We start from the raw sequence: 22,839 nt of genomic DNA, 5'->3' as shown, positions 1-22,839 counted from the left end.
TCCGAACGCTATGCGGACTGGTTCTCGCTCATGCGCCAGCGGATGCCGGCCTCGAGGAACCCGTCGATGTCGCCGTCGAGCACTGCCGACGGGTTGTTGACCTCGTACTCGGTACGCAGGTCCTTGACCATCTGGTACGGATGCAGAACATAGGAGCGCATCTGGTTGCCCCACGAGCTGCCGCTGTCGCCCTTGAGCGCATCCATCTCGGCGCGCTCTTCCTGACGCTTGACCGCGAGCAGTTTTGCCTGCAGGACGCGCATCGCCGACACCTTGTTCTGGAGCTGCGACTTCTCGTTCTGACAGGTGACGACGATTCCCGTCGGGATGTGCGTGAGTCGAACGGCGGAGTCCGTCGTGTTGACCGACTGGCCGCCGGGACCGGACGAGCGGTAGACGTCGACGCGGATGTCGTTCTCGTTGATCTCGATGTGGTCGGTCGTCTCGACGACCGGCAGTACCTCGACCTCGGCGAACGACGTCTGACGACGCCCCTGGTTGTCGAAGGGGCTGATGCGAACGAGCCGGTGGGTGCCCATCTCGACGGACAACGTGCCGTACGTGTACGGGCCTTTGATCGCGAACGTCGCGCTCTTGAGTCCGGCTTCTTCGGCGTACGACGTGTCGTAGACCTCGACGCCGTAGTCGTGCTTCTCCGCCCAGCGGATGTACATACGCATGAGCATCTCGGCCCAGTCTGCAGCGTCGATACCGCCGGCACCGGAGCGGATGTTGATGAGCGCGTCGCGCTCGTCGTACTCGCCCGAGAGCATGGTCTTGACTTCCATCGCCGCGATGTCGTCTCGCAGGCTCGCGCGCTCGGCGTCGGCGTCGGCCACCGCGTCGGGGCCTTCGTCTTCTGCCAGTTCGTAGAGGATCGGCATCTCGTCGAGTCGCTCGCGTAGTGCCACGATCCGGCGCAGCTCGGCCTGCGCGTGGGAGAGCTGGCTCGTGACCTGCTGGGCGTGTTCCTGGTCGTTCCACAGACCCGGGTCGGCTGCCTGGTGCTCGAGCTCGTCGATGCGTCGGCGCAGCTCCTCGACGTCCACAACCGATTCGCAGGTGCGAAGGGTGGTGTCGAGGGCGTTCAGGTCTGCAATTACGTCGGGATGCACGGTTCTCAAGGCTACCGGGTGCCGACCTCGGCCCTGCCGCCCGTCACGTATTGGGATCACCGGGACTGGAAGCCTTGCCAACCTCGCTCCGAGGGAACCTACTGGAACGATGACTGTCACCGACGAATACCTGCAGAACAACGCCGCCTACGCCGAGCAGTTCACCGGACCGCTCCCCCTCCCACCCAGCAAACACGTCGCCGTACTCGCCTGCATGGACGCCCGCATCGACGTCTATCGGGTGCTGGGAATCAAGGAAGGCGAATCGCACGTCATCCGCAATGCGGGTGGAGTCGTCACCGACGACGAGATCCGATCCCTGGCCATCAGCCAGCGTCTGCTGGGAACTACCGAGATCATCCTCATCCACCACACCGACTGCGGAATGCTGACGTTCACCGACGACGACTTCAAGCGATCCATCCAGGACGAGATCGGCATCAAACCAAATTGGGCTGCCGAATCGTTTCCCGACATCGACGAGGACGTCCGTCAGTCGTTGAAGCGCATCGAGAACAGTCCGTTCGTCACCGCGACGACCTCCCTACGCGGATTCGTCTTCGACGTCGCAACCGGAAAGCTGAACGAGGTCCTCCCCGATTGAGCCGGTAGGTTGTGTACCCGTGACCGATCGCGCATCCGACCTCGCACTCGCCCTCCGTATCGCCGACGAGGCTGACGCGATCACTCGCGCCCGCTTCGGCGCCCTCGACCTTCGAGTGGACGACAAGCCGGACCTCACCCCCGTCTCCGACGCCGATCTGGCTGTCGAGCGAGCAGTGCGCGCGATGCTCGGTGAGCATCGTCCTGCGGATTCCGTACTCGGCGAGGAATTCGGCGGCGACGCAGTCTTCGAGGGCAGACAGTGGGTGGTCGACCCCATCGACGGGACCAAGAACTTCGTCCGCAACGTACCGGTGTGGGCCACGCTGATCAGCTTGCTCGAGGACGGCGTCCCGGTCATCGGCGTCGTGAGCGCACCTGCACTGAATCGGCGATGGTGGGCTGCAACAGGTTTGGGTGCACATACTTCCTTCGGGGACAGTGATGCGCGGGCGATCCAGGTATCCGCCGTCGATCGCAGCGAGTCAGCGAGCCTGAGCTTCTCGAGCCTCTCGGGGTGGAAGGACCGCGGAATTCGCGATCAGTTCGTCGAACTCACCGACGACGTCTGGCGCGTGCGCGGTTACGGGGACTTCTTCTCCTACTGCCTCGTGGCCGAAGGCGCCGTCGACATTGCTGCCGAACCCGAGGTTTCCCTGTGGGATCTGGCAGCGCTCGACGTATTGGTCCGTGAGGCCGGCGGCGCGTTCACCGATCTGGACGGCGGCGCAGGTCCGCACGGCGGCAGCGCGGTCGCCACCAACGGACTGCTGCACGAAGACGTTCTGGCCCGCCTGCGGTAACACCCGAGTACCAGAACATCCCACCCGCCGCAAGGGTCCGAGGGAGGAGTTCCGACAGGCCCGCCGGCAGGATTCGGCACGACATCTCGGCCCGTTGACTGGAAGTAGTTGATCACGCACTACTTCCAGGAGAACGATGAACCGGATTTCCAGGCGCACGATTCTGTTCGGTCTGGCCGCAGCGCCCCTCGGGCTCGCGGTGGGCTGCGGCGCCGACCCGGCAGCGAAGAGCGCCACGTTGGCGGTGGCCGGAACTTCGCGTCCGCTACCGATTCCGCCGCTTGCCGAATCCACCGTCGACGACGCCGGTGTTCGCCACTTCACACTTCGTGCCGGTGCCGGGACCACCGAGATCGTCGCGGGAAAACTCACCGACACTTGGGGTTTCAACGGATCCATTCTGGGGCCGACCGTCCGCGCCGAACGCGGAGAATCTGTCGCATTCACGATCGACAACACACTGGCAGAGCCCACGACCGTCCATTGGCACGGCATGCATCTGCCCGCCCGATACGACGGCGGCCCGCACCAGACCATCGAAGCCGGCGGACGCTGGGAACCGGCGTGGACGATCGGCCAGTCGGCGTCGACGCTCTGGTATCACCCACACCCGCACGGATCCACCGAACGGCACGTGCAGCGCGGTCTCGCCGGACTGTTCCTGATCGACGACGCCGACACGCGGGCGTTGGACATCCCCAAAACCTATGGTGTCGACGATGTTCCGCTGATCATCCAGGATCGTCGATTCCTCGCCGACGGCAGCTTCGACGAATCGGATCCGACCGACATAGGCCTGCTCGGCGACACGATCGTCACCAACGGCATCTCCGACGCCTACCTCGACGTCACCACCGGGGTCGTCCGGTTACGCATTCTGAACGGCTCTTCCGGCCGTCTCTACAACCTGGGGTTCCCCGACGACCGCACGTTCGATCTGATTGCCACCGACGGCGGACTGCTCGAATCACCTATTGCGATCAAGCGGATTCAGCTCAGCCCCGGCGAACGAGCCGAGATCGTGGTTCGCGTCGACCCCGGTGCGACGACCACACTGGTGTCGTTCCCGATCGAGGACGGCGGTGGCGTGAGTTCCTCCGACGCCGAGAACTTCGGCATGAACGACCGCTTCGACATCCTCGAACTGCGGGGCGTTGCCAGCCGCGCGTCACGGTCGACTCTCCCGGCGCAGTTGGCCGTACTGCCGCGTCTGGATCCGTCGAAGGCAAGCGTTTCCCGAACCTTCGATCTGCAGTGGTACATGATCAACGGGCAACGAATGGACATGAACCGCATCGACTTCGAGGCCGAGGTCGGCGCGACCGAGGTGTGGACGATCACCAACAAGGACAACTGGCCACACAATTTCCATGTCCACGACGTCCAGTTCCAGATCCTCGACGTCGACGGTCGCACTCCCCCGCCGCACTTGCGCGGACTCAAGGACACCGTCTACACACCGCCGGGCAGCAGGGTTCGCGTCGCACTGCAGTGGTCCGAGTACACCGATCCCACCTTCCCGTACATGTTCCACTGCCACCTGCTGATGCACGAGGACCAAGGGATGATGGGCCAATTCCTCGTCCTCGAACCGGGACAGAAGGCGGCTCCGATGCAGATGGACATGCCGATGGACATGCCGATGCCTGGTTCGCACTCCGGTCACTGAAAGTTCTGCAAGTGGTACACGGCGAGGCGAACCCGATTGTCGCAACCGGTCTTCGACATCAGGTTCGCCACGTGCGTCTTCACCGTGGTCACACCGAGATGCAGCGTGTCCGCGATCTCCTGATTGCTCTTCCCTTCTGCCACCAGCGCGAGGACCTGCGATTCGCGATCGGTCAACGGAACCTTCTCCGTCGCAGCAGTGTCTGCGATACCACCGATCACCGCTCGATCCACAACGCGGCGGAGAAGTTCCGGAGTGAACACCATCTCGCCCTCGGCGATCCGCCGAATGGCACCGAGCAACTCGGCGGGTTCGGTGTCCTTGACGAAGAATCCCGAAGCCCCCGCGGCGAGTGCGGGATACAGATGATCGTCGTCGTCGAAGGTGGTCAGCACGAGGATGCGCGCTCGACGACCGGCCTTGACGATCTGCTGCGTGGCGCCGATCCCGTCCAGCCCGGGCATTCTCAAGTCCATCAGAATCACGTCGGGATCCAATTCTGCAGCGAGCGCTATCGCCTCGACGCCGTTCGACGCCTCACCGGCCACGGTCATGTCCTCGGCTGCCGCGCACAGCATCCGCAAACCGGCGCGCACAAGTCGCTGGTCGTCGACGATCAGCACGCTGATCACGAGACATCGCCCGAGACAACGAGTGGAATACTCACGTGCACTTCCCATTTCCCGTCACTGTTGGTGCCCGCGGTCATCTCGCCGCCGACCAACTCCGCACGCTCCCGCATTCCCACCAGGCCATGACCTGCACTCCGAGGCGATCCCTCGACGTCGTTGACAACCCTGACATGCACCCGGTTGTCTTCGCGACCGACCGAGACCGATACCAGCCCCTTCTTGTCGCCATGCTTCATGACGTTGGTCAGTGATTCCTGAATCACCCGCAACAACGTCAGCCTCCCGATCGCGTCGAGATCGGCTGCGCCTGACTCGACATTCTCCTGGGCATCGAAGACTGCCTGCACCTCGAAACCCGCCGCACGCACACGATCTATCGCCGCCTCGATTTCCGCCTCGACGGCATCCGGCTCGACCAGAGCGACCTCACCGAGCGAAGGATCACGAAGTGCGACCAGGAGGCGACGGATATCGGCCAGCGCATCGGACGCAGTCCCACGCACATCCGCGAGGACCTCACGCACGGCCTCGTCCTGGGGCGCCAAGACATGTTGAGCCACGCCGATTCTCAGGACGATCGATGCCATGTGGTGCGCAACCAGGTCGTGCAGTTCGCGGGCGAGCGCACTGCGCTCCGCAGCGCGGGTCTGCGCAAGATTGTTCGCGGCCAATTCACGCTGCGAGCGTAGATACAGCCCGAGCAGCAGTGGCAACCCCACGTACGCAAGCACTTTCACAGCCGTCGTGACAGACCAGAACGCTTCGTGAGATTCGAACCAGATCCCCGCGAGCACCGAACCGCACCATCCTGCTGCCGATACGGCAACCATTTCTCTACGCTCGGCCCGCATCGTGACGTCGACGACGGCGACCGCCCCGAGATACGGAACAAGCTCGGACAGCCCCCAGGCGTCGGCGACGAACATCGGAACGGCGAGCGCCGAGATGACCAGGGACGCGAAGACCGGCCATCGACGGCCGACAGCGAAGGCGAGCGCCGACAGCATCGACAGAATCCAGTAGGTGAGGGGAACTCGATACTCCCCCGGATACGTGCTGGCGATCAACAGGCACGGGACCACCACCAACGGCGTGTAGCGCACGTACCGCTGTATCCGATCTGGCACCTCTGTCCGGTTCACCCCTCGAGCCTATGACGCGCATCATTTCGCGGTTTCTCGACAACAGACCTTACTGATGAGTAAGATAAGGATCGTCCAACGCCCCAACACCGAGAAACAGCTGGTGATCATGACCAAGCAAGACAGTGTTGCCCCCGACAGGAGCGCTCAGCGCAGCGAATCGGGCGCGCAGCGCGGCGGCGCCAAGGGTGCGCCCCGCGACACGTCCGCCGTCGGCCTGAACCCGATCAAACGCGACGCCATGGGCGCAGCCATGCGTGTGCTTACCAAGATCACCGGTTCGGAACTGGCCGAGAAGTTCAATCTGCGTCAGACCATCGATCGCGTGACCTACGAGGGCACCAAGACGGGCTTCAAAACCCTGGGTGCCGCCACTCGAGGATTCCAGAAGGTCTCGGGCAACGGCGCACCCAAGCGCCTGCCCGACAACCCGAGCAAGAACGCCGACTACTTCGATCTGACCCCCGACGACGACCAGAAGATGATCGTCGAGACCGTGCGCGAGTTCGCGGCCGAGATCCTGCGTCCCGCAGCGCACGACGCCGACGGCGCAGCGCAGGCCCCCGCCGATCTCTCCAAGCGCGCGGCCGAGCTCGGCATCACGCTGATCAACGTTCCCGAAGAACTCGACGGAGCAGCCGCCGATCGCGGCGCAGTCACCAATTCTCTTGTTGCCGAGGCACTTGCGCACGGAGACATGGGACTTGCACTTCCGATCCTCGCACCGAGCGGTGTGGCAGTCGCACTGACGCAGTGGGGCACCGACGCGCAGCAGAAGACCTACCTTCCGGCCTTCACCGGCGAGCAGGTCCCCGGCGCAGCAGTGGTGGTCAACGAACCACGCGCACTGTTCGATCCGTTTGCCCTGCAGACCAAGGCAGTGCGCTCCCCCAGCGGCTACAAGCTCAACGGCGTCAAGAGCTTGGTGCCCGCCGCCGCTACGTCCGAACTCTTCGTCATCGCCGCAGAACTCGACGGCAAGCCGTCCTTCTTCATCGTCGAATCCGACACCAAGGGACTCGTCGTCGAAGCAGATCCCAGCATGGGTCTGCGCGCCGCCGGTCTGGGTCGCCTGATCCTCACCGACGTCGCTGTGTCGGAGTCCGCACTGCTCGGCGACGGTGACGCCGAGCAGCGCAAGGCCGAATACGCCGACGCGATTCGCCTGGCTCGCCTCGGTTGGGCGTCCATGGCCGTCGGAACCAGCCAGGCAGTTCTCGACTACGTGATTCCGTACGTCAACGAGCGCGAAGCGTTCGGCGAGCCGATCAGCCACCGCCAGGCGGTTGCCTTCATGGTCGCCAACATCGGCATCGAACTCGACGGACTGCGCCTGGTCACGCTTCGGGGCGCTTCACGCGCCGAGCAGGGCTTGTCCTTCGCTCGCGAATCCGCTCTGGCCCGGAAGCTGGCTTCCGAGAAGGGCATGCAGATCGGCCTCGACGGTGTGCAACTCCTCGGTGGACACGGGTTCACCAAGGAACACCCGGTCGAGCGCTGGTACCGCGACCTCCGTGCCATCGGCGTTGCCGAGGGCATCGTCCTCATCTGACGCCGCTGAACTTCCAGGAGAACCACGATGATCAACCTCGAACTTCCCAAGAAGCTCAAAGCATCAGCGAACCAGGCACATCAGGTCGCGGCGCAGATCTTCCGACCCATTTCACGTAAGTACGATCTCGCTGAGCACGAGTACCCCGTCGAGCTCGACACCATGGCCGCCATGGTCGAAGGCCTCTCCGATTCCGGTGGAGACATCGGCGGTGCCAGCGGCGGACGGTCCGACGCGAGCGCCAAGGGTGGCAACGCCAACGGCGGCAACATGTCTGCGCTCCTCAACTCGCTCGAAACGTCTTGGGGCGACGTCGGACTCATGCTCTCGATCCCCTACCAGGGGCTCGGCAACGCCGCGATCGCCGCAGTGTCAACCGACGAACAGCTCGAACGTTTCGGCAAGGTGTGGGCCTCGATGGCCATCACCGAACCGAGCTTCGGTTCCGACTCCGCCGCAGTGACCACCACCGCCGTTCTCGACGGCGACGAGTGGGTTCTCAACGGCGAGAAGATCTTCGTCACCGCCGGTGAGCGTTCGACGCACATCGTCGTGTGGGCGTCGGTCGACAAGTCGAAGGGCCGAGCGGCCATTAAATCGTTCGTCGTTCCGCGTGACGCACCGGGCCTGAGCGTTGCCCGCCTCGAGCACAAGCTGGGCATCAAGGCCTCCGACACCGCAGTACTCCTGCTCCAGGATTGCCGCATTCCCGCGGACAACATCCTCGGCAGCCCGGAGGTCAACGTGGAGCAGGGCTTTGCCGGCGTCATGCAGACGTTCGACAACACCCGGCCCCTCGTTGCAGCCATGGCCGTCGGCGTCGGACGCGCAGCTCTCGAAGAACTGCGCGGCATCCTGACCGAAGCCGGTGTCGAGATCTCCTACGACACACCGGTCTACAACCAGCATGCAGCTGCAGCCGAGTTCATCCGTTTGGAAGCCGACTGGGAGGCCGCGTACCTGCTGTCTCTGCGCGCGGCGTGGATGGCCGACAACAAGAAGCCGAACTCGCTCGAAGCGTCCATGTCCAAGGCGAAGGCCGGCCGCACCGGCACCGACGTGACGCTCAAGGCAGTCGAGTTGGCCGGCACTTACGGCTACTCGCAGCGCCCGTTGCTCGAGAAGTGGGGCCGCGACTCGAAGATTCTCGACATCTTCGAGGGCACCCAGCAGATCCAGCAGCTGATCGTCGCACGCCGTCTACTCGGAAAGTCGTCCGCCGAACTGAAGTGACGGTCGCACGGACCAGATCCCGAAACACTCCGCCCCGCCACCTTTCGAGGTGGCGGGGCGGAGTGCTCGGTCGCCATCGTGAAACTTCACCACCGAAACCTGATTGCGCATTAGTGTGTAATCAGTCCTACAACGACGCTCGGAAGAGGTTCACGTATGCCCGGATTGGTCACCAAGGTCACTGACACCATCGGCGCGGCGGGGGTCATGTTCCGAGCCGGACTCGTCCCGTTCCCTCGCCTCGATCGCGGACTCAAATCCATTGCAGCCGTGGACAAGTACGGACCCTTTGCCGGGCCGGTCCATGCACACGCCGAGAACGGCTACGACGCGGTGGCGATCATCGACGAGCGCGGCCCCATCACCTATGCCGAGCTCGAGCGTCAGAGCAACGCGTTGGTCCGGGCGTGGCAGGCCGACGGCATCACCTCCGACTCCGTCATGGGTGCGATGTGCCGTAACCATCGAGGCTTGGTCCTGACCATGCTGGCGGCAGCGAAGAACGGAACGAAGCTCGTTCTCATGAACACGGGCTTCGCTCGGCCCCAACTCGTGGACGTCGCCGCGCGGGAGAAGGTGGTCGCCTTCGTCTACGACGACGAGTTCGCGGACATCGCCGATGCGTTGCCGGACGACGTCGTCGTCTATCGTTCCTGGCCAGAGGGCACGGCCGCTGACGGTTCCACGGCAGCCACTCTCGACGAGGCCATCGCCGGACGCACCACGTCGTCGGTGCCGGCACCCGAGAAGAACGGTGGCTTCGTCCTCCTCACCAGCGGCACCACAGGAACTCCCAAGGGTGCGCCGCGTGGCCACACCTCCCCTCTCGCGTCGGCGCAGTTCCTCGACCGCGTGCCATTGCGCCGCGGACAGACCATGATGATGGCGGCCCCCGCCTTCCACGGAACCGGTGTCTCGCAGTTCGCTCTCGCGTTGGCGCTCGGCCAGACCGTCGTCATGCATCGAAAGTTCGATCCGGAGAACACGATCAAGCTCGTCGCCCAGTACAAGTGCGACAGTCTGGTCGTGGTCCCGACGATGCTCACTCGCATCATCGACCTCGGTCCCGACGTGCTGTCCAAGTACGACACGTCGAACCTGAAGATCATCTTCTCGGCAGGTTCGTCACTCTCACCCGATCTGTGCAAGCGAGTCACGGCCTCGTTCGGATACGTCCTCTACAACCTGTACGGATCCACCGAGGTCGCAGTGGCCACGGTCGCAACTCCCGAGGATCTGACCATTGCGCCGGGAACCGCGGGCCGCGCTCCGGTGACCTGTCACGTCGAACTGTTCGACGAGAACAACAAGAAGATCACCACCCCACACACGATCGGCAGGATCTTCGTCGCCAGCGGGCTGAGCTTCGAGGGATACACCGACGGGCGCGACAAGGAACGTATCGACGGACTTCTTTCGACCGGCGACGTCGGACACTTCGACGCCAACGGCCTCCTCTTCGTCGACGGCCGCGACGACGACATGATCGTCTCCGGTGGCGAGAACGTCTACCCGCTCGAAGTCGAGAACCTGCTCGCCGATCGAGAGGACGTCTTGGAAGCGGCAGTCATCGGAGTCGAGGACGCCGACTTCGGGCACCGCCTGCGAGCTTTTGTCGTCGTCGCCCACGGCGCCGACCAGAACTCCGACGAGCTGAAGGATCACGTCCGGTCGAATCTCGCGCGCTACAAGGTTCCCCGCGAGATCGTCTTCATCGACGAACTTCCCCGCAACGCCACCGGAAAGCTGTTGCGCCGCGTCCTGATCGAGATGGAGATCAGCGAAGACTGAGCACAGTCACAAAGCGCTGAGCGTGCGGATCAATTCCGCCTCGTCGACGCGAGTGGAGTGCCCGTCGCGGAGTACGACCTCGCCCGCAACCAACACCGTGTCCACTATCTGACGACTACCCGTCGTGAGAATGGACGCGCCCGGATCTCGCACCGGGAGGCAACCGAAGTCGCGTTCGAACCGAATCATGGTGAGGTCGGCGGGATCGCCCACGGAGATCCCGCCGGACCTGGCCGGCAGACCGAGTGCTGCGTTTGCACCGCCGGATGCGATGTCGATCATGGCTTCGAAACCGAGCAGGTCGGCACGGCCGCGCGCGGCTCGCTGCACATAGGCGCCGGTGCGCAGCGTCTCGAGCATGTCCTGAGTATCGTTGCTGGCTGCGCCGTCCACACCCAACCCCACCGCGATCCCCGCGTCGAGGAAACTCGGGACGGGCGCGATTCCGCTACCGAGGCGCATGTTGCTGACGGGGTTGTACGACACTCCGACGCCGCGCTCCGCCAGCACCTTCTGACCACGGTCGTCGAGTTCGACGCAGTGGACCGCCAGCACCCGGTCCCACAAGAACCCATGGGAATCCAGGTAGTCGACCGCGTTCATGCCCGCGTGTTCGGTACACATCGTGTTGTCGGTCTGCGTCTCGAGCAGGTGAATCGAGACCGTCAGGTCGCGAGCCTGCGCGAACTCACGCACTTCCGACATCCCCTCCGGGGTCAGCGAACGCGGGTTCGGTACCGCGACTGCCACGTCAATGCGGGAACCGGCGACGTCCCGCATCATCTGATCCGTATGTGCGAGAACGTCTCCGAGTGGTTGCATGAGCCGCGGATCGAAGCCCCACTTCCTCGTCTTGTCCGCCCGGTCTGCGGTTCCGCGTCCCAGCACCGCACGAATCCCGGTGTCGTGCAACGCCCGGATCACGGCATCGTGAACCTCGCTGGACGGGTGCGGCCACATGTGTTCGACCAGGGTGGTCGTACCGCTGCGCAATGCCTCCAGCGAGGCTGCGACAGTGGCCGTGTATGCGCGCTCCGGCGTGATCTGAACCGACTCTTCTGCGACCGCGAGTAGCCATTCGAGAAGCGGTGTCCCTTCGGCGATCCCACGCATCAGTGACTGCTGAAGGTGCGTATGGGTGTTGACGAAGCCAGGGATCAGATACGCCCCCGATCCGTCCACACTTCCAGGTGTGGCGGTGCCGGTCGACTTCTCGATCGATTCGACCACCCCATTCGAGACGACGACGTCGTGGCCGGTCAGCCATTGCCCGCCGCTGTACAACGTCACGTCCCGGATGATCGCGTCGGTCATGTTCTTGGGCGCGGTAGTCATCGCCAGTTCTCCTGAAAGTGTGTGACGGAACGGATACGGATCAACGCGCGAAGTTCGCGCGTACTCGCTGGTCGATGTAGTCCTCGGCAGTGATCGGCGGGTACTTGCCCGCCGGCCCCTCGATGGTCACGTCGCGGTTCGCCTGAGCGAAGAACGCGAGGCTGTAGCGGGCTCCCCGATAGTCGGTGACTCCGGGACTCTTGACTCGATGAAAATTCGACGGCAGGACGTCATCACTCCATCTCATCAGCATGTCGCCGATGTTGCAGGTGATTGCTTCCTCAGCCGGCACCACCGACGTCCATTCCTGGGTGTCCATCTCCTTGCCCGGGCACAGTTGCAAGCCGCCCTGGCCGTCACGCTGGAAAAGCAATGTCAGGCAATCGAAATCGGTGTGTGCTCCGGCACGCCACATCCCTTCGACATCTGCGTCGGCGGCAAGGGGGAAGTAGTGGAGTAGTCGCAGCGTGCTCTGGTAGGTGTCCACCGACGGGTCATGTGCCCTGGTGAAGAAGTCTCGTTCGAATCCCAGCTTCTCGGCGAAGCACGACAACAGGTCCATCGCAATGCCCCAGCACTTGGCTTCGAAGTCCAGGATCGTTTCGCGGAATCCGCCCAATTCGTCTGCAGTGGGCCACAGATCACCCATATGCGGGCGGGTCACCTGATAGGACTCTTTCTGATCAGGTGTTCCGATGGACGGACGCACCTGCGTCATGCTCTCCCAGCCGGAGTTGAAACCCTTCTTGAGCGGATACTGCGCTTTGACCTCAGTGGGCAGTGCAAAGAATCGCTCGGCCGCCGCGAAAGCCTCGCGGACCTGGTCCAGATCGATCCCGTGATTGACGATTTGGAAGAATCCGATGTCGGTCGCTGCCGACCACAACTCCTCGGCGATCTCGCTGCGCCGGTTCTCGAAATCCGAGAGATCGATTCTTCGGACCTCGCGGTCGGTGGTCTCCGTGCCCAGGCCACCCATGCGGGTCTCGCGGTTGAGTTCTGTCATGTCGTACGTCATTTGCTGTCAGCTCCTTCAGCGGATTCCGATGGACCGATCGGTGAACTTGTCGGTGTAGATCGCTTCTGCAGTCAATGACTGCGGTATCGCCGCACCCCCGGCGTTCAGGATGGGCTTCAGTTCTTCGACGGTGTGAGCGACTCGCGTCATGTCGAACGTGCCGACGGATCCGTCCGCCTCGTTCGCGATCAGGCCCTTCTCTTTCAAGAGTTGGGCACTGAACGCTGCTTCACCCTCGGTGTAGGGAGAGAACGACACGTCCTGCGAGACGACGTCGACAATGGCAGCATTCGCCGTATCCGGCGCTGTGATGTAGTCCGCGGTGGCCTGCTGAATGATCGGAACCAGCTTGCTCAAACACGGGGAGAGTGTCTCGACCTTGTCGGCACGAACGGAAACATTGGACGCGTAGATGTCGAAACCCGAATCTTTCAGCAGGTCATAGGAAACCGGCTTGTCCCACGCCGGCGTCTCCTTCTCGTACGTGTACGGTTCCGAATTCGCGAATCCTTGCTGAGCGATGGTCGGGTCACCGACAAATCGCGAGGGAGCTCCGTCGTAGCTCGTGTCGAGCTGAGACTGCTTCAGTAGGCCTTTCGCCACGAGCCACTGCGGAAACAGTTGCTCCTTGGAAACGACGACACTCGCGTCGGACTTGCCGATATCGGCAACACTCGCCCATTCCGGATGAGACTCTTTGTCCCACATGAGGATTGCCGGGCTGTACTTGAGCAATGGCGTGACGGCCACGACGGGCTGACTTGCCGCTGCCGCGATCACCTGATCGCCGTGCACCAAGCCGAGAGTGATCGAATCGTCGACGTACATCTGGGAGCTGACGGATTGGAACCCGATTGCCGGTCCCCCGGCCCGCAAGGTCAAGTCGACTCCGGTGTCCTTCCCTCCGGCGACAAGAGTCCCGCTGACGGACTTGTCGTCGGTGTCGACCGAATAGCCGGGACCAAGCATCTCGAAGAGCGCTCCCATATCCGACTGCGGCTGCCATTGGAGTTGAACCACAACGTTTTCCGGACAGAGACCCGCTAGGTTCTGAGCCTCGGCAGCTGGTTCGAGAGATTCAGCCTTGGCCGTCTCAGCCCCACTGGAGCTGCACGCAGTCAATCCGATGGCTGCACACATGGCCAGTGCCGCGCCGGCCGCTCCCACACTTCTGCGATTGGAATGCACCTTGCGATTTGAATACACAGCGTCTCCTTCGTGAAAACAATTGGGATGTGGGCGAACCAGGAAGGATGATCCGATGTGCACACTCTGCAGCACATGGATTACATGCAATCGACTAGTTGTTTCCATCAGGTAACGCGCGCCAGGATTCTCGCTTCACCTGCAATGTCACCTCACATTTACATTCAGCAATCTAGGCGACATACATGCAATTCAAGATGGTTCATACATCTTGAAGAACTTTTGCATGCATTATTGAACCGGAGGCTCAGATGGAACTCGCGAACACGATGCAGGATGCCGACGCTCGCAAGCTCACCGCACCGATGCAGATGGTCTTTTCCGATGTCGTCAAGAAGTTCGATACCGGCACTGTCGCGCTGGACGGCATCGATCTGAACGTGGAGCGAGGAGACTTCGTCGCCGTGGTCGGACCCTCCGGCTGCGGCAAGTCGACTTTGTTGCGCATGGCGGCCGGCCTCGAGCGACCGACCAGCGGCGCGGTTGCCCTCGACACCGAATCAGTTGGCTTCATCTTCCAGGAGCCGACTCTCCTCCCCTGGCGAACCGTGCAGGCCAACGTCGAATTGTCCGCCGAACTCGGTGGCGGCGACAAAGCAGCCCGAAAGTTGCGCGCCGACGAGGCAATTCGCGCAGTGGGCCTGGCGGACTTTGCGAAACAACTGCCCAACGCGTTGTCGGGCGGAATGAAGATGCGTGTCTCGTTGGCGCGAGCGCTCACCCTCGCACCTGCTGTGATGCTGCTCGACGAACCTTTCGGTGCTCTCGACGAGATGACACGACTGGAGATGCAGGTAGAGCTGCAAAGGCTCTACACCGACAAGGGGTTCACCTCGATGTTCATCACGCACTCGGTATCCGAGGCCGTGTACCTCGCAAACAAGGTGGTCGTCATGACCGCCCGGCCCGGACGAATCCATTCGGTCGTGGACATCGATTTCCCGTACCCGCGTAGCCCGGAACTGCGCTACGACGCCCGATACACCGAACACGTCGCCGAGATCTCGGCCAGTCTCCATGGGAGCTCACGATGACCGAAGTCCTTGCAGTGCAACAGGGCACCACCGCACGCAATTCCGCCGTTCGCACTGATTCTGCGACCGCCGCGCGAGCACAGTCACAGCCCGGACGGCCCTCGCGAATGAGAGCGCTCGGCACCTTCCTGCTCTATCCGCTGCTCTCACTTGCCGGCGCGGTCGCAGCGTGGTCGATCGTCAGCTACCTCGTTCTCTCCCCGGAACGTCGATTTCTCCTTCCGCCGCCGAGTCAAGTACTGACAAAGTCGCTACTCGACTGGAAACACCTCTCTCCCATGCTCGAAGCCCTCGCAGTGACGGCACAGGTAGCACTGGTCGGCTTCGTCGTCGCGGTGGCAGTCGGCGTCGGAACCGGCGTGCTGATGAGCCAGGCCAAGTGGATCGAGCGGATCGTCTATCCCTATGCCGTTGTGCTGCAGGTCATTCCCATCCTCGCCATCGTCCCCCTCATCGGGCTTTGGTTCGGCTACGGTATGACCGCGCGTACCCTGGTGTGTGTTCTCATCGCAGCCTTCCCGATCATCACCAACACACACTTCGGATTGCAATCGGTCGATCGCGGACTGCACGAACTCTTCACCCTCGGCCGCGCGTCCCGTTGGGATCGATTGGTGAAACTCGAACTGCGAGCGGCAATGCCGGCTATTCTCACCGGCATCCGCACCGCCTCCGGCCTTGTTGTCGTCGGTGCCATCATCGGCGACATGTTCTTCGCCAAAGGACAACCCGGGATCGGAACGCTGCTCGACGTCTACCGAAGCCGCCTTCAGTCCGAGGATCTGATCGCCGCGATCGTGATCGCGTCGGTGTTCGGTGTCCTCGTCTTCTCTGCCTTTGGATTCCTCTCACGTGTGCTCGTCGGTAAGTGGCACACGTCCGGCCGCAAGGACTTTAAATGACCCACGAAACTCCTGTCTTCGAAATTCCTACGATCGATATCAGCCCGTACCTCCGCGGCGAGGCAGCGGTTGCAAACGCCACCAACAGCACTGCCTGTGCGGAAGTGGCAGCTCAACTCGATCGCGCGTGCCGGGAGGTCGGATTCATACAGATTGTCGGACACAGCATTCCACGATCGGCGACCGAAGGACTGGCCGACGCTCTCGACGAGTTCTTTGCTCTCCCACTGACGGTGAAGAACAACTATCGCCGTCCCTCGTCCGAGAACCGCGGCTACTCACCACCGAAATCGGAATCACTCAGCATGAGCCTGGGCGTCGCCGCCGCGAACCAGATGAACGATTTCTACGAAGCAATAGTCGTGGGCACAGAGGTGAGCGACTATCCGGGCGTCGACCTACCCGAGTCCAGCTACGCCGCCAACACCTGGCCCGTGGCCGCGCCCGGATTCCGACCGGCAATCGAAGAGTATTTCCGTCATGCCCAGGGCTTGGCACGAATCCTGATGTGCGCCTTTACCGACGCTCTCGGATTGCAGCCCGGGTACTTCGATTCGATGCTCGACCATTCGATCGACGCGATGAAGATGAACAACTACGCACTGCCCGAGGGCGAGATCCGCATCTCCGGCGACATGACGGGAATGGGCGCTCACACCGACTTCGGAATCTTGACCATCCTGTGGGCAGATCAAGTTCCGGGCCTTCAAGTTCTGAGTGCCGACGGCGTATGGCACGACGTCCAACCTGACGACGGCGCACTCTTGATCAACCTCGGCGACGCGATGGCACGCTGGACGAACGACCGATGGCGCTCGACAGTGCACCGAGTCGACCCACCTATCGTCGATGGTCAGATCATCCGACGTCGCTCTGCCGCATTCTTTTTCGACGGGAACTACGACGCCGTCATCGAAGCACTGCCAGGGACTCTCACACCGGGCGAAGTGGGATACCCGCCGATCACGATCGCTGAGAACATCGCGGCCAAAGTGGCCGGACTGAAAGGCGCGACGGCGCCCGACGTCGACAGTCGCAGCGCTGACCGGGTGCGCGCCGCTGGATAACGCTCCCGGGTACCGTCGACATCGTGCAGGATCGAAGTGAGGACAAGATGACCACCACCGAACGAGCTTTACTCACCGAGTCCGTGCACGAGACGCTTCGCGAACTGATCTTTTCGGGCGAGCTGGCGCCGGGGACACCACTGAGTGTTCCCGCGCTGGCGAGCAAGCTCAATGTCAGTCGAACGCCGGTCCGCGAGGCCGTGCAGCAGTTGATCTACGAGGGCATCGCCGTCCACACACGGAACGCGGGTGCAAAAGTCGATTCGCTGGACGCGGAGTCTCTGCGCGCGGTCTTCGAGGTGCGTGAGGTACTCGACGGTCTCGCGGCGTTCAACGCGACGGCCAATGCCACGCACGAAACCGTGTCACAGCTGAACAAGATGGTGCAGGTGCAACGCGAACTTCTCGAGAGCCCGCCGGATCAGCGTCGGGATTCGAAGCTCGACCTCGAGTTCCACACCTTGATTCGTGAGACTGCATGCAATCACCCACTCAGCGAAGCCCTGCATCGTCTGGACGGACAGTCACATCTCTACCGTTCGGACATGTGGAGCCTCGAGCTCAATCGGCGGATCGCTGTCACCGAGCACGCTCGTATAGTCGCGGCCATCGAATCGGGTGACGCCTTGGGGGCGAGGACTGCCGCGAGCGCACACGTAGCCGGGCTACTCGTCCGAACAACCCGGACCTGAAGCTTTACCGAAATGACGGAAACAGCGTGTCAGGCCAGGTGATGTCGCCGTCGTTCTCGTCCACGAACGTACCGACACAGTCGCGCCCCAAAGCGCTGATCGCTCCCGAGATGACCTCTGGATGCTCGAGCTCGGTGAGGTGGTCTCCTCCGGTTCCGGCCCCGGGAACGCCATCGACGTACACCCGGCACTGGCCCCCGTCCAACCGACCGTCCGCCCACTCGCCCGAACTCTGCACCACCGAATAGTAGGCAGATCCAGGAGTGTCCTCACCGGCATTGAGCTTGGTGAGAACTTCGGAGAACATGCAGGTGTCGTAACCGTCGGCAGGGCCTTGTACGCAGCCACCGGGGCTACCGTACTGTGGCGCACCGATGGCGACGAATGAATCCACTACTTCGGAGCCACCGAGGAACTTCGCATAGTACCGGGAGCACAGTCCACCCGCACTGTGCGCGATCACCCCGACGGAGTCAGCGCCGGCAGCGTAGGAGCGAATCGAATCGGCAATCAGCTCGGCGTCGGCCGCAATCATCTTGCCGGGTGCGTCGACGAAGTGTGTCTCGTAGCCCGCAGCGCTCAGTGCCTTGTCGAGGGCGCGGTAGGTCGCCTGGTGCGTTTCTCCCGAGTTGTAGAGCTGCTGCCCCGGAACGATGAAGACCACGCGCTTCGCATCGGTGATCCGCCCACCGGCGGCAGCGCTTCCTGCCGAGAACGCCAGAGCGGTGGTCACCAGCGAAGTAGTCACCGCCATCGCCAAAAGAATCTTCGAGAGTCGCACGTCGCCACCCTACGACGGCTGCGCACAAAAAAAGGACCGCCGCACTGGAATCCAGTGCGGCGGTCCTTTTCTAGTAGCGGGGACAGGATTTGAACCTGCGACCTCTGGGTTATGAGCCCAGCGAGCTACCGAGCTGCTCCACCCCGCGATGCATGGACAAAGTTACACGAGCAGGTGAACGGAACGCAAATCGCCTGCGCTGGAGCGAAATACACGCCTGAAAGTCGAAGAATCGGGTGACTGGGTTCACAAAATGCCCGTGAGCATCAACACATAACAAGCATGTAACGAACGTACGTCGAAACGGCATCGGAAAGGCTCTACCAGCACAAACGCTAAAATTTTGGGTCGAGAGCAGACCAGACAGTCCGGAAAATTGCGAATCGACCCTCGTTCGACGCTCCCGTACGGTCGGTCCCGGCCCGAATCAACCGGGCGAACGCCGACCCGCCGCTGCTCCACTCTGCCCCGCGGGATCGGAACCCCCGAAACCTTCGAGGGGCAGAGACACGGAGAGACAAGCGCCCGGGAAAGTCAGCATCATCGCCGACCCGCAGGCCCGCCGATGTCAGCAAGCGCGGAGAGGATTTACCCCGACATGACGTACACCAGCATCAGCAAGCGTGCATTCGGCACATTGGCAGTAGCCGGCGCACTTGTCGCAGTGCCCCTCACCATGAGCACCGGCACCGCTTCCGCAGCCACCCACAACTGGGACGGCGTCGCACAGTGCGAGAGCGGTGGCGACTGGAACATCAACACCGGAAACGGCTACTACGGCGGCCTGCAGTTCTCGCAGAGCACCTGGACCGCCAACGGTGGCACCGGCTCGCCCGCCAACGCTTCCAAGGAAGAGCAGATCCGCGTCGCCGAGAACACCCTGCAGAGCCAGGGCCCCGGCGCATGGCCCGTCTGCGGCCAGCGTCTGACCGTCGCGAGCGAGCCTGCAGTCGAAGAAGCTCCCGCCGCAGCACCGGCTCCCGTCGCCGAGGCACCCGCAGTTGCTCCCGCCATCGAGATCCCGGCCGAGCTCAAGCCCGCCGCACAGCAGGCTTACGACACCGCTCGTGACCTCGCCGGCCAGTACGGCTTCGCCGCACAGTTCCAGCAGCTCTCCGATGCCAACGCACCGATCGTTGCAGCACTGCGCTGATTCAGCTCGTACAGCTTCACCTGAGCACACAAGAAGGCCCACCATCCGATCGGATGGTGGGCCTTCTGCTATCCATGAACTGACGCCGCTTACCTCGGCAGCGCCTGGTACGCGTCAACAGCCTTCTGCAGGCGGTCGAGCGCAGCACCGTAGCTGGTGAAGTCACCGCTCTGTTGCGCCGACTTCAATGCCGCCATTGCCGAATTGACCTCGGCCAGCGCCTTCGTGACGTCATCCGAAGAAGCCGGCGGGGCCGGTGCCGTCGGAGTTGTCGGCGTTTCCGGTTGCGCTCCGGTATCCGGATCGGGTGCCGGCTGGGTGACCGTCGCTGCCGAACCTGCGCCCGGCCAAATCTGACTGATCGCCTCGGAGACGGTCGGTGCATAACCGATCCGAATGCCGTTGGTGTCGCTGAAGCTCACCAATACACGCGCCAACTGAGGGAACGCGTTCTGCGAGTTTCGCTGCGAGTACAAAGGCTCGACATAGAGGATTCCGCCCTCGGCAATCGGCAGAGTCAGCAAGTTTCCGTACTGAATCTTGTTCGACTGCTTGAGCAGTGACACTTCCGAAGCAACACGCGAATCCGACGTCATCGCAGACTGAGCCTGCTGTGGACCCTGAGTCTGCGTATCGGTCGGCAACTGCAGCACCGTGAACTTGCCGTAGTTCTCCTTGTCGTTCGCCACCGAGATGTAGGCCGACAGCAACTCACGACTGAACCCGACCATTGGACTGGTCAGACGGAAATCCGCCTTCGCGGTGTCCTTGTCGCCCACCAGCACGTAGTACGGCGGCTGGTTGGCCGACGTGTCGATCGTCGGATCGCTCGGAACCGACCAGAACGCATTGTTGGTGAAGAACTCACTCGGATCGTCGACGTGGTACTTCGCCAGCATCTCTCGCTGGACCTTGAACATGTCCTCTGGGTACCGGAAGTGCGCCTGCAGGTCGTCCGAGATTTCGCTCTTCGGCTTCACCGTGTTCGGGAAGACTCCCATCCATGCCTTCAGAACCGGATCCTGCTCGTCGACCTGGTACAGCGTGACCGTGCCGTCGTAGGCGTCGACCGTGGCCTTCACGGAGTTACGGATGTAGGAGAACTCCTGACGCGGAATGAGGCGCCCGGTCGTCTGGTCGATACTGTCCTCGACCAACCCGTCGAGCGAACTGCGCTGCGCGTACGGGTAGTCCTGGGCGGTGGTGTAGCCGTCGATGATCCACTGCATCTTGCCGTCGACCACTGCGGGGTAAGCAGCGCCGTCGGTCGTCAGCCAAGGCGCGACCTCCTCGACTCTTTCCTTCGGATCACGCTTGAAGATGATCTTGGAGTTCGAGCCGATTGCACTCGAGAACAGGATGTTGCGCTCGGTGTACTTCGCCGCGAATGCAAGACGGTTGAACCAGTTGCCGATCGAAACGCCACCCGAACCTGTGTAGGTGTACTTCGAGGTGTCGGTGTCGTACTCACGAGGTCCCTCGCCGTCGACAGAACCGACGATCGAGTAATCGGCGTCCGACTGACTGATCACCTCGCCGTAGTACGAACGAGGATTGTCCACCTTGAGATTCTCGTTCTCGGGCGTGGTCGTCAGGTCGCTCACCGAGTAGATCGGGTAGCCACCGGTGTTGTTCTGACTGTCGCCCTGCACGGCCGTGACTTCGTTGGCCTGGGCGGCGACGAAACCGTTGCCGTGCGTGTAGACCGTGTGCTTGTTGATCCAGTCCGTCTGGTTGCCGGAAAGGTTGTTCGGCGACAGCTCACGCGCGGCGACAACGAAGTCGCGCAACTGGCCGTCTTGTTCGTAACGATCGACGTTGAGCGTCTGCGGGAACCCGTAGAAGTTCTTGAGCTGACGCTGAGCGGTGAACGTCGGCGACAGAATGGTCGGATCCAACAGGCGTGTGTTCGCGATCGTGGTCCGGTCTGCCGGAACGTCCTGGGGCTGCTTGGTGCCAATTCCCGGATAGTCGACGTAGTCGACGTTTTCTTCCGTGATCCCGTACGCCTGACGGGTCGCTTCGATGTTTCGTTCGATGTACGTGCTCTCCTTCTGCGCCGCATTGGGCTTGACGGAGAACTGCTCGACGATCATCGGGTAGACGGCACCGACGAGGACCGACGAAAGAACCAGTAGAGCGACTGCCATGGCCGGTATCCGAAGATCCCGCGTGAAGATCGAGGCGAAGAACGCCAAGGCGCAGATGACCGCAATGGACAACAGAATGAGCTTCGCCGGCAGGACCGCATTGATGTCGGTGAAGCCCGGGCCGGTGAACGTCGGTTCCTTACGACTACTCGACATCAACGAGTACCGATCAAACCAGTACGCCACCGCCTTGAGAAGCACAAAGGTGCCGGCGATGACAGCCAGCTGAATACGAGCGGCCGTGGTGAACGTCCCATTGCGCCCGGCCAACTTGATCCCACCGAAAACGTAGTGGGTGACCAGGTTTGCCACGAAGGCAAGCAGAATCGAGACGAACAACCAATTCAGAACGAAACGGTAGAACGGCAGATCGAACGTGTAGAAGCCGACGTCCAAGTTGAACTGAGGATCGGTGATCCCGAAAGCCTGGCCGTTGAGGAACAACTGGATAGTGACCCAGTTGGCCTGTGCGATGAGACCGGACAGGATGCCGATCGCTACCGGAATGATCACGCCGAAAAGACGAAGACGCGACATGACGGTGGTGCGGTAGCGCGCGATCGGATCATTGGGTCCGGAGACCGGGACGAACACCGGGCGTGCGCGGTACGCGAGAAGCATCGCGAGCCACACGATGGCGCCGACGACAATTCCGACGACCAGGAAGAGCACGAATCGCGTCAGCAGAACCTTGGTGAAGACACCGCGGAAGCCGACTTCGCCGAACCACAACCAGTCCGTGTACATGCCGATCAGTCGCGGCCCCACGAGCAGCAAGGCCGCCACTACGACAGCCACCACCAACAAGATTCGACTGCGTCTGGACAGAGAGGGTAAACCTGCGGGGGGCCGCATGCCCACGTGCCACGCTCCAAGATTTGGCGACGCCGTGGCGTCGCAACCGATTGCATCGATCACTGCGGCCACGCCCGAGTGGACTTGGCCGTTTCCGACCACTCTA

The 22,839-nt window shown here is 62.4% G+C and carries 19 protein-coding genes and 1 tRNA gene; 11 read left to right on the top strand and 9 right to left on the bottom strand.

Annotated features, from left to right (window positions below):
* Positions 1–8: 8 nt before the first annotated feature.
* Positions 9–1,115, bottom strand: coding sequence for a peptide chain release factor 2 (gene prfB / locus A0W34_RS11185; RefSeq protein WP_003942364.1), 1,107 nt, complete (start codon positions 1,113–1,115; stop codon positions 9–11).
* 109 nt (positions 1,116–1,224) lie between these two features.
* Here prfB and A0W34_RS11180 point away from each other — a divergent pair, with 109 nt between their 5' ends.
* The 3 genes from A0W34_RS11180 to A0W34_RS11170 all read left to right on the top strand — a co-directional run bounded on the left by A0W34_RS11180 (position 1,225) and on the right by A0W34_RS11170 (position 4,190).
* Positions 1,225–1,719 carry a beta-class carbonic anhydrase gene (locus A0W34_RS11180; RefSeq protein WP_007731285.1) on the top strand — a complete coding sequence of 165 codons (495 nt, stop codon included), beginning with the start codon at positions 1,225–1,227 and terminating at the stop codon, positions 1,717–1,719.
* Positions 1,720–1,738: 19 nt separating this feature from the next.
* The gene (gene hisN / locus A0W34_RS11175) at positions 1,739–2,521 is read left to right on the top strand and encodes a histidinol-phosphatase (RefSeq protein WP_081557684.1); all 783 of its coding nucleotides are present in this window, start codon (positions 1,739–1,741) and stop codon (positions 2,519–2,521) included.
* A 136-nt stretch (positions 2,522–2,657) separates the two neighbouring features.
* On the top strand, positions 2,658–4,190 hold the full coding sequence (locus A0W34_RS11170; protein ID WP_081557683.1) for a multicopper oxidase family protein: 1,533 nt from the start codon (positions 2,658–2,660) through the stop codon (positions 4,188–4,190).
* Here A0W34_RS11170 and A0W34_RS11165 read toward each other — a convergent pair.
* Both A0W34_RS11165 and A0W34_RS11160 read right to left on the bottom strand, forming a co-directional pair.
* Positions 4,184–4,822, bottom strand: coding sequence for a response regulator (locus A0W34_RS11165; RefSeq protein WP_081557682.1), 639 nt, complete (start codon positions 4,820–4,822; stop codon positions 4,184–4,186). The genes A0W34_RS11170 and A0W34_RS11165 overlap by 7 nt on opposite strands.
* Positions 4,819–5,964, bottom strand: coding sequence for a sensor histidine kinase (locus tag A0W34_RS11160; protein ID WP_232330018.1), 1,146 nt, complete (start codon positions 5,962–5,964; stop codon positions 4,819–4,821). Before A0W34_RS11160 ends, A0W34_RS11165 begins: the two co-directional genes overlap by 4 nt.
* A gap of 103 nt (positions 5,965–6,067) precedes the next feature.
* Between A0W34_RS11160 and A0W34_RS11155 the strand changes: the two genes are divergently transcribed.
* The 3 genes from A0W34_RS11155 (at position 6,068) to A0W34_RS11145 (ending at position 10,540) form a co-directional block, all read left to right on the top strand.
* Positions 6,068–7,516, top strand: a complete 1,449-nt coding sequence (locus tag A0W34_RS11155) for an acyl-CoA dehydrogenase family protein (protein WP_081558789.1) — start codon at positions 6,068–6,070, stop codon at positions 7,514–7,516.
* A gap of 27 nt (positions 7,517–7,543) precedes the next feature.
* The gene (locus A0W34_RS11150) at positions 7,544–8,749 is read left to right on the top strand and encodes an acyl-CoA dehydrogenase family protein (RefSeq protein WP_003942363.1); all 1,206 of its coding nucleotides are present in this window, start codon (positions 7,544–7,546) and stop codon (positions 8,747–8,749) included.
* Positions 8,750–8,905: 156 nt separating this feature from the next.
* Entirely contained in the window at positions 8,906–10,540 is a 1,635-nt protein-coding gene (locus A0W34_RS11145; protein ID WP_003942348.1) for an acyl-CoA synthetase, read from the top strand.
* A gap of 6 nt (positions 10,541–10,546) precedes the next feature.
* Here the strand turns inward: A0W34_RS11145 and A0W34_RS11140 are convergent, their stop codons facing one another.
* Genes A0W34_RS11140 through A0W34_RS11130 form a run of 3 tightly spaced genes read right to left on the bottom strand, consistent with a single transcriptional unit; the run spans position 10,547 to position 14,099 of the window.
* Positions 10,547–11,875 (bottom strand): amidohydrolase family protein, encoded by a 1,329-nt coding sequence (locus A0W34_RS11140; RefSeq protein WP_003942357.1) that lies wholly within the window; start codon positions 11,873–11,875, stop codon positions 10,547–10,549.
* Positions 11,876–11,915: 40 nt separating this feature from the next.
* Entirely contained in the window at positions 11,916–12,893 is a 978-nt protein-coding gene (locus A0W34_RS11135) for an isopenicillin N synthase family dioxygenase (protein ID WP_003942293.1), read from the bottom strand.
* Positions 12,894–12,908: 15 nt separating this feature from the next.
* A complete protein-coding gene (locus tag A0W34_RS11130) occupies positions 12,909–14,099 on the bottom strand; it encodes a nitrate ABC transporter substrate-binding protein (protein WP_232330017.1) in 1,191 nt (396 codons plus the stop codon).
* A 251-nt stretch (positions 14,100–14,350) separates the two neighbouring features.
* Between A0W34_RS11130 and A0W34_RS11125 the strand changes: the two genes are divergently transcribed.
* From A0W34_RS11125 to A0W34_RS11110, 4 genes are read left to right on the top strand one after another with little or no spacing between them, the layout of a single operon-like run.
* Positions 14,351–15,133 carry an ABC transporter ATP-binding protein gene (locus A0W34_RS11125; RefSeq protein ID WP_003942349.1) on the top strand — a complete coding sequence of 261 codons (783 nt, stop codon included), beginning with the start codon at positions 14,351–14,353 and terminating at the stop codon, positions 15,131–15,133.
* Positions 15,130–16,035, top strand: coding sequence for an ABC transporter permease (locus A0W34_RS11120; protein WP_007731277.1), 906 nt, complete (start codon positions 15,130–15,132; stop codon positions 16,033–16,035). Before A0W34_RS11125 ends, A0W34_RS11120 begins: the two co-directional genes overlap by 4 nt.
* On the top strand, positions 16,032–17,102 hold the full coding sequence (locus A0W34_RS11115) for an isopenicillin N synthase family dioxygenase (RefSeq protein ID WP_081557680.1): 1,071 nt from the start codon (positions 16,032–16,034) through the stop codon (positions 17,100–17,102). The genes A0W34_RS11120 and A0W34_RS11115 overlap by 4 nt, the downstream gene beginning before the upstream one ends.
* 47 nt (positions 17,103–17,149) lie before the next feature.
* Positions 17,150–17,794, top strand: a complete 645-nt coding sequence (locus tag A0W34_RS11110; RefSeq protein ID WP_007731273.1) for a GntR family transcriptional regulator — start codon at positions 17,150–17,152, stop codon at positions 17,792–17,794.
* Positions 17,795–17,798: 4 nt separating this feature from the next.
* On the opposite strand, the gene A0W34_RS11105 is transcribed toward A0W34_RS11110, so the two are convergent.
* Together A0W34_RS11105 and A0W34_RS11100 are read right to left on the bottom strand one after the other, a co-directional pair.
* Positions 17,799–18,575: an esterase/lipase family protein gene (locus A0W34_RS11105; protein ID WP_081557679.1), complete on the bottom strand. Its 777-nt coding sequence runs from the start codon at positions 18,573–18,575 to the stop codon at positions 17,799–17,801.
* A 74-nt stretch (positions 18,576–18,649) separates the two neighbouring features.
* Positions 18,650–18,723 (bottom strand) — tRNA-Met (locus A0W34_RS11100).
* Between the two features lie 450 nt (positions 18,724–19,173).
* Here A0W34_RS11100 and A0W34_RS11095 point away from each other — a divergent pair.
* Positions 19,174–19,728, top strand: coding sequence for a transglycosylase family protein (locus A0W34_RS11095; protein ID WP_003942299.1), 555 nt, complete (start codon positions 19,174–19,176; stop codon positions 19,726–19,728).
* An 89-nt stretch (positions 19,729–19,817) separates the two neighbouring features.
* Here A0W34_RS11095 and A0W34_RS11090 read toward each other — a convergent pair whose 3' ends face one another.
* Complete coding sequence (locus A0W34_RS11090) at positions 19,818–22,733, bottom strand: UPF0182 family protein (protein WP_207623849.1); 2,916 nt, start codon at positions 22,731–22,733, stop codon at positions 19,818–19,820.
* Positions 22,734–22,839 lie beyond the last annotated feature (106 nt).

Origin of the sequence: Rhodococcus sp. BH4 (assembly GCF_002079265.1) — a bacterium.
Taxonomy (GTDB): domain Bacteria; phylum Actinomycetota; class Actinomycetes; order Mycobacteriales; family Mycobacteriaceae; genus Rhodococcus_F; species Rhodococcus_F qingshengii.
Note: the sequence above shows the minus strand (reverse complement) of the source record. Positions and strands in the feature narration are given on the sequence as shown.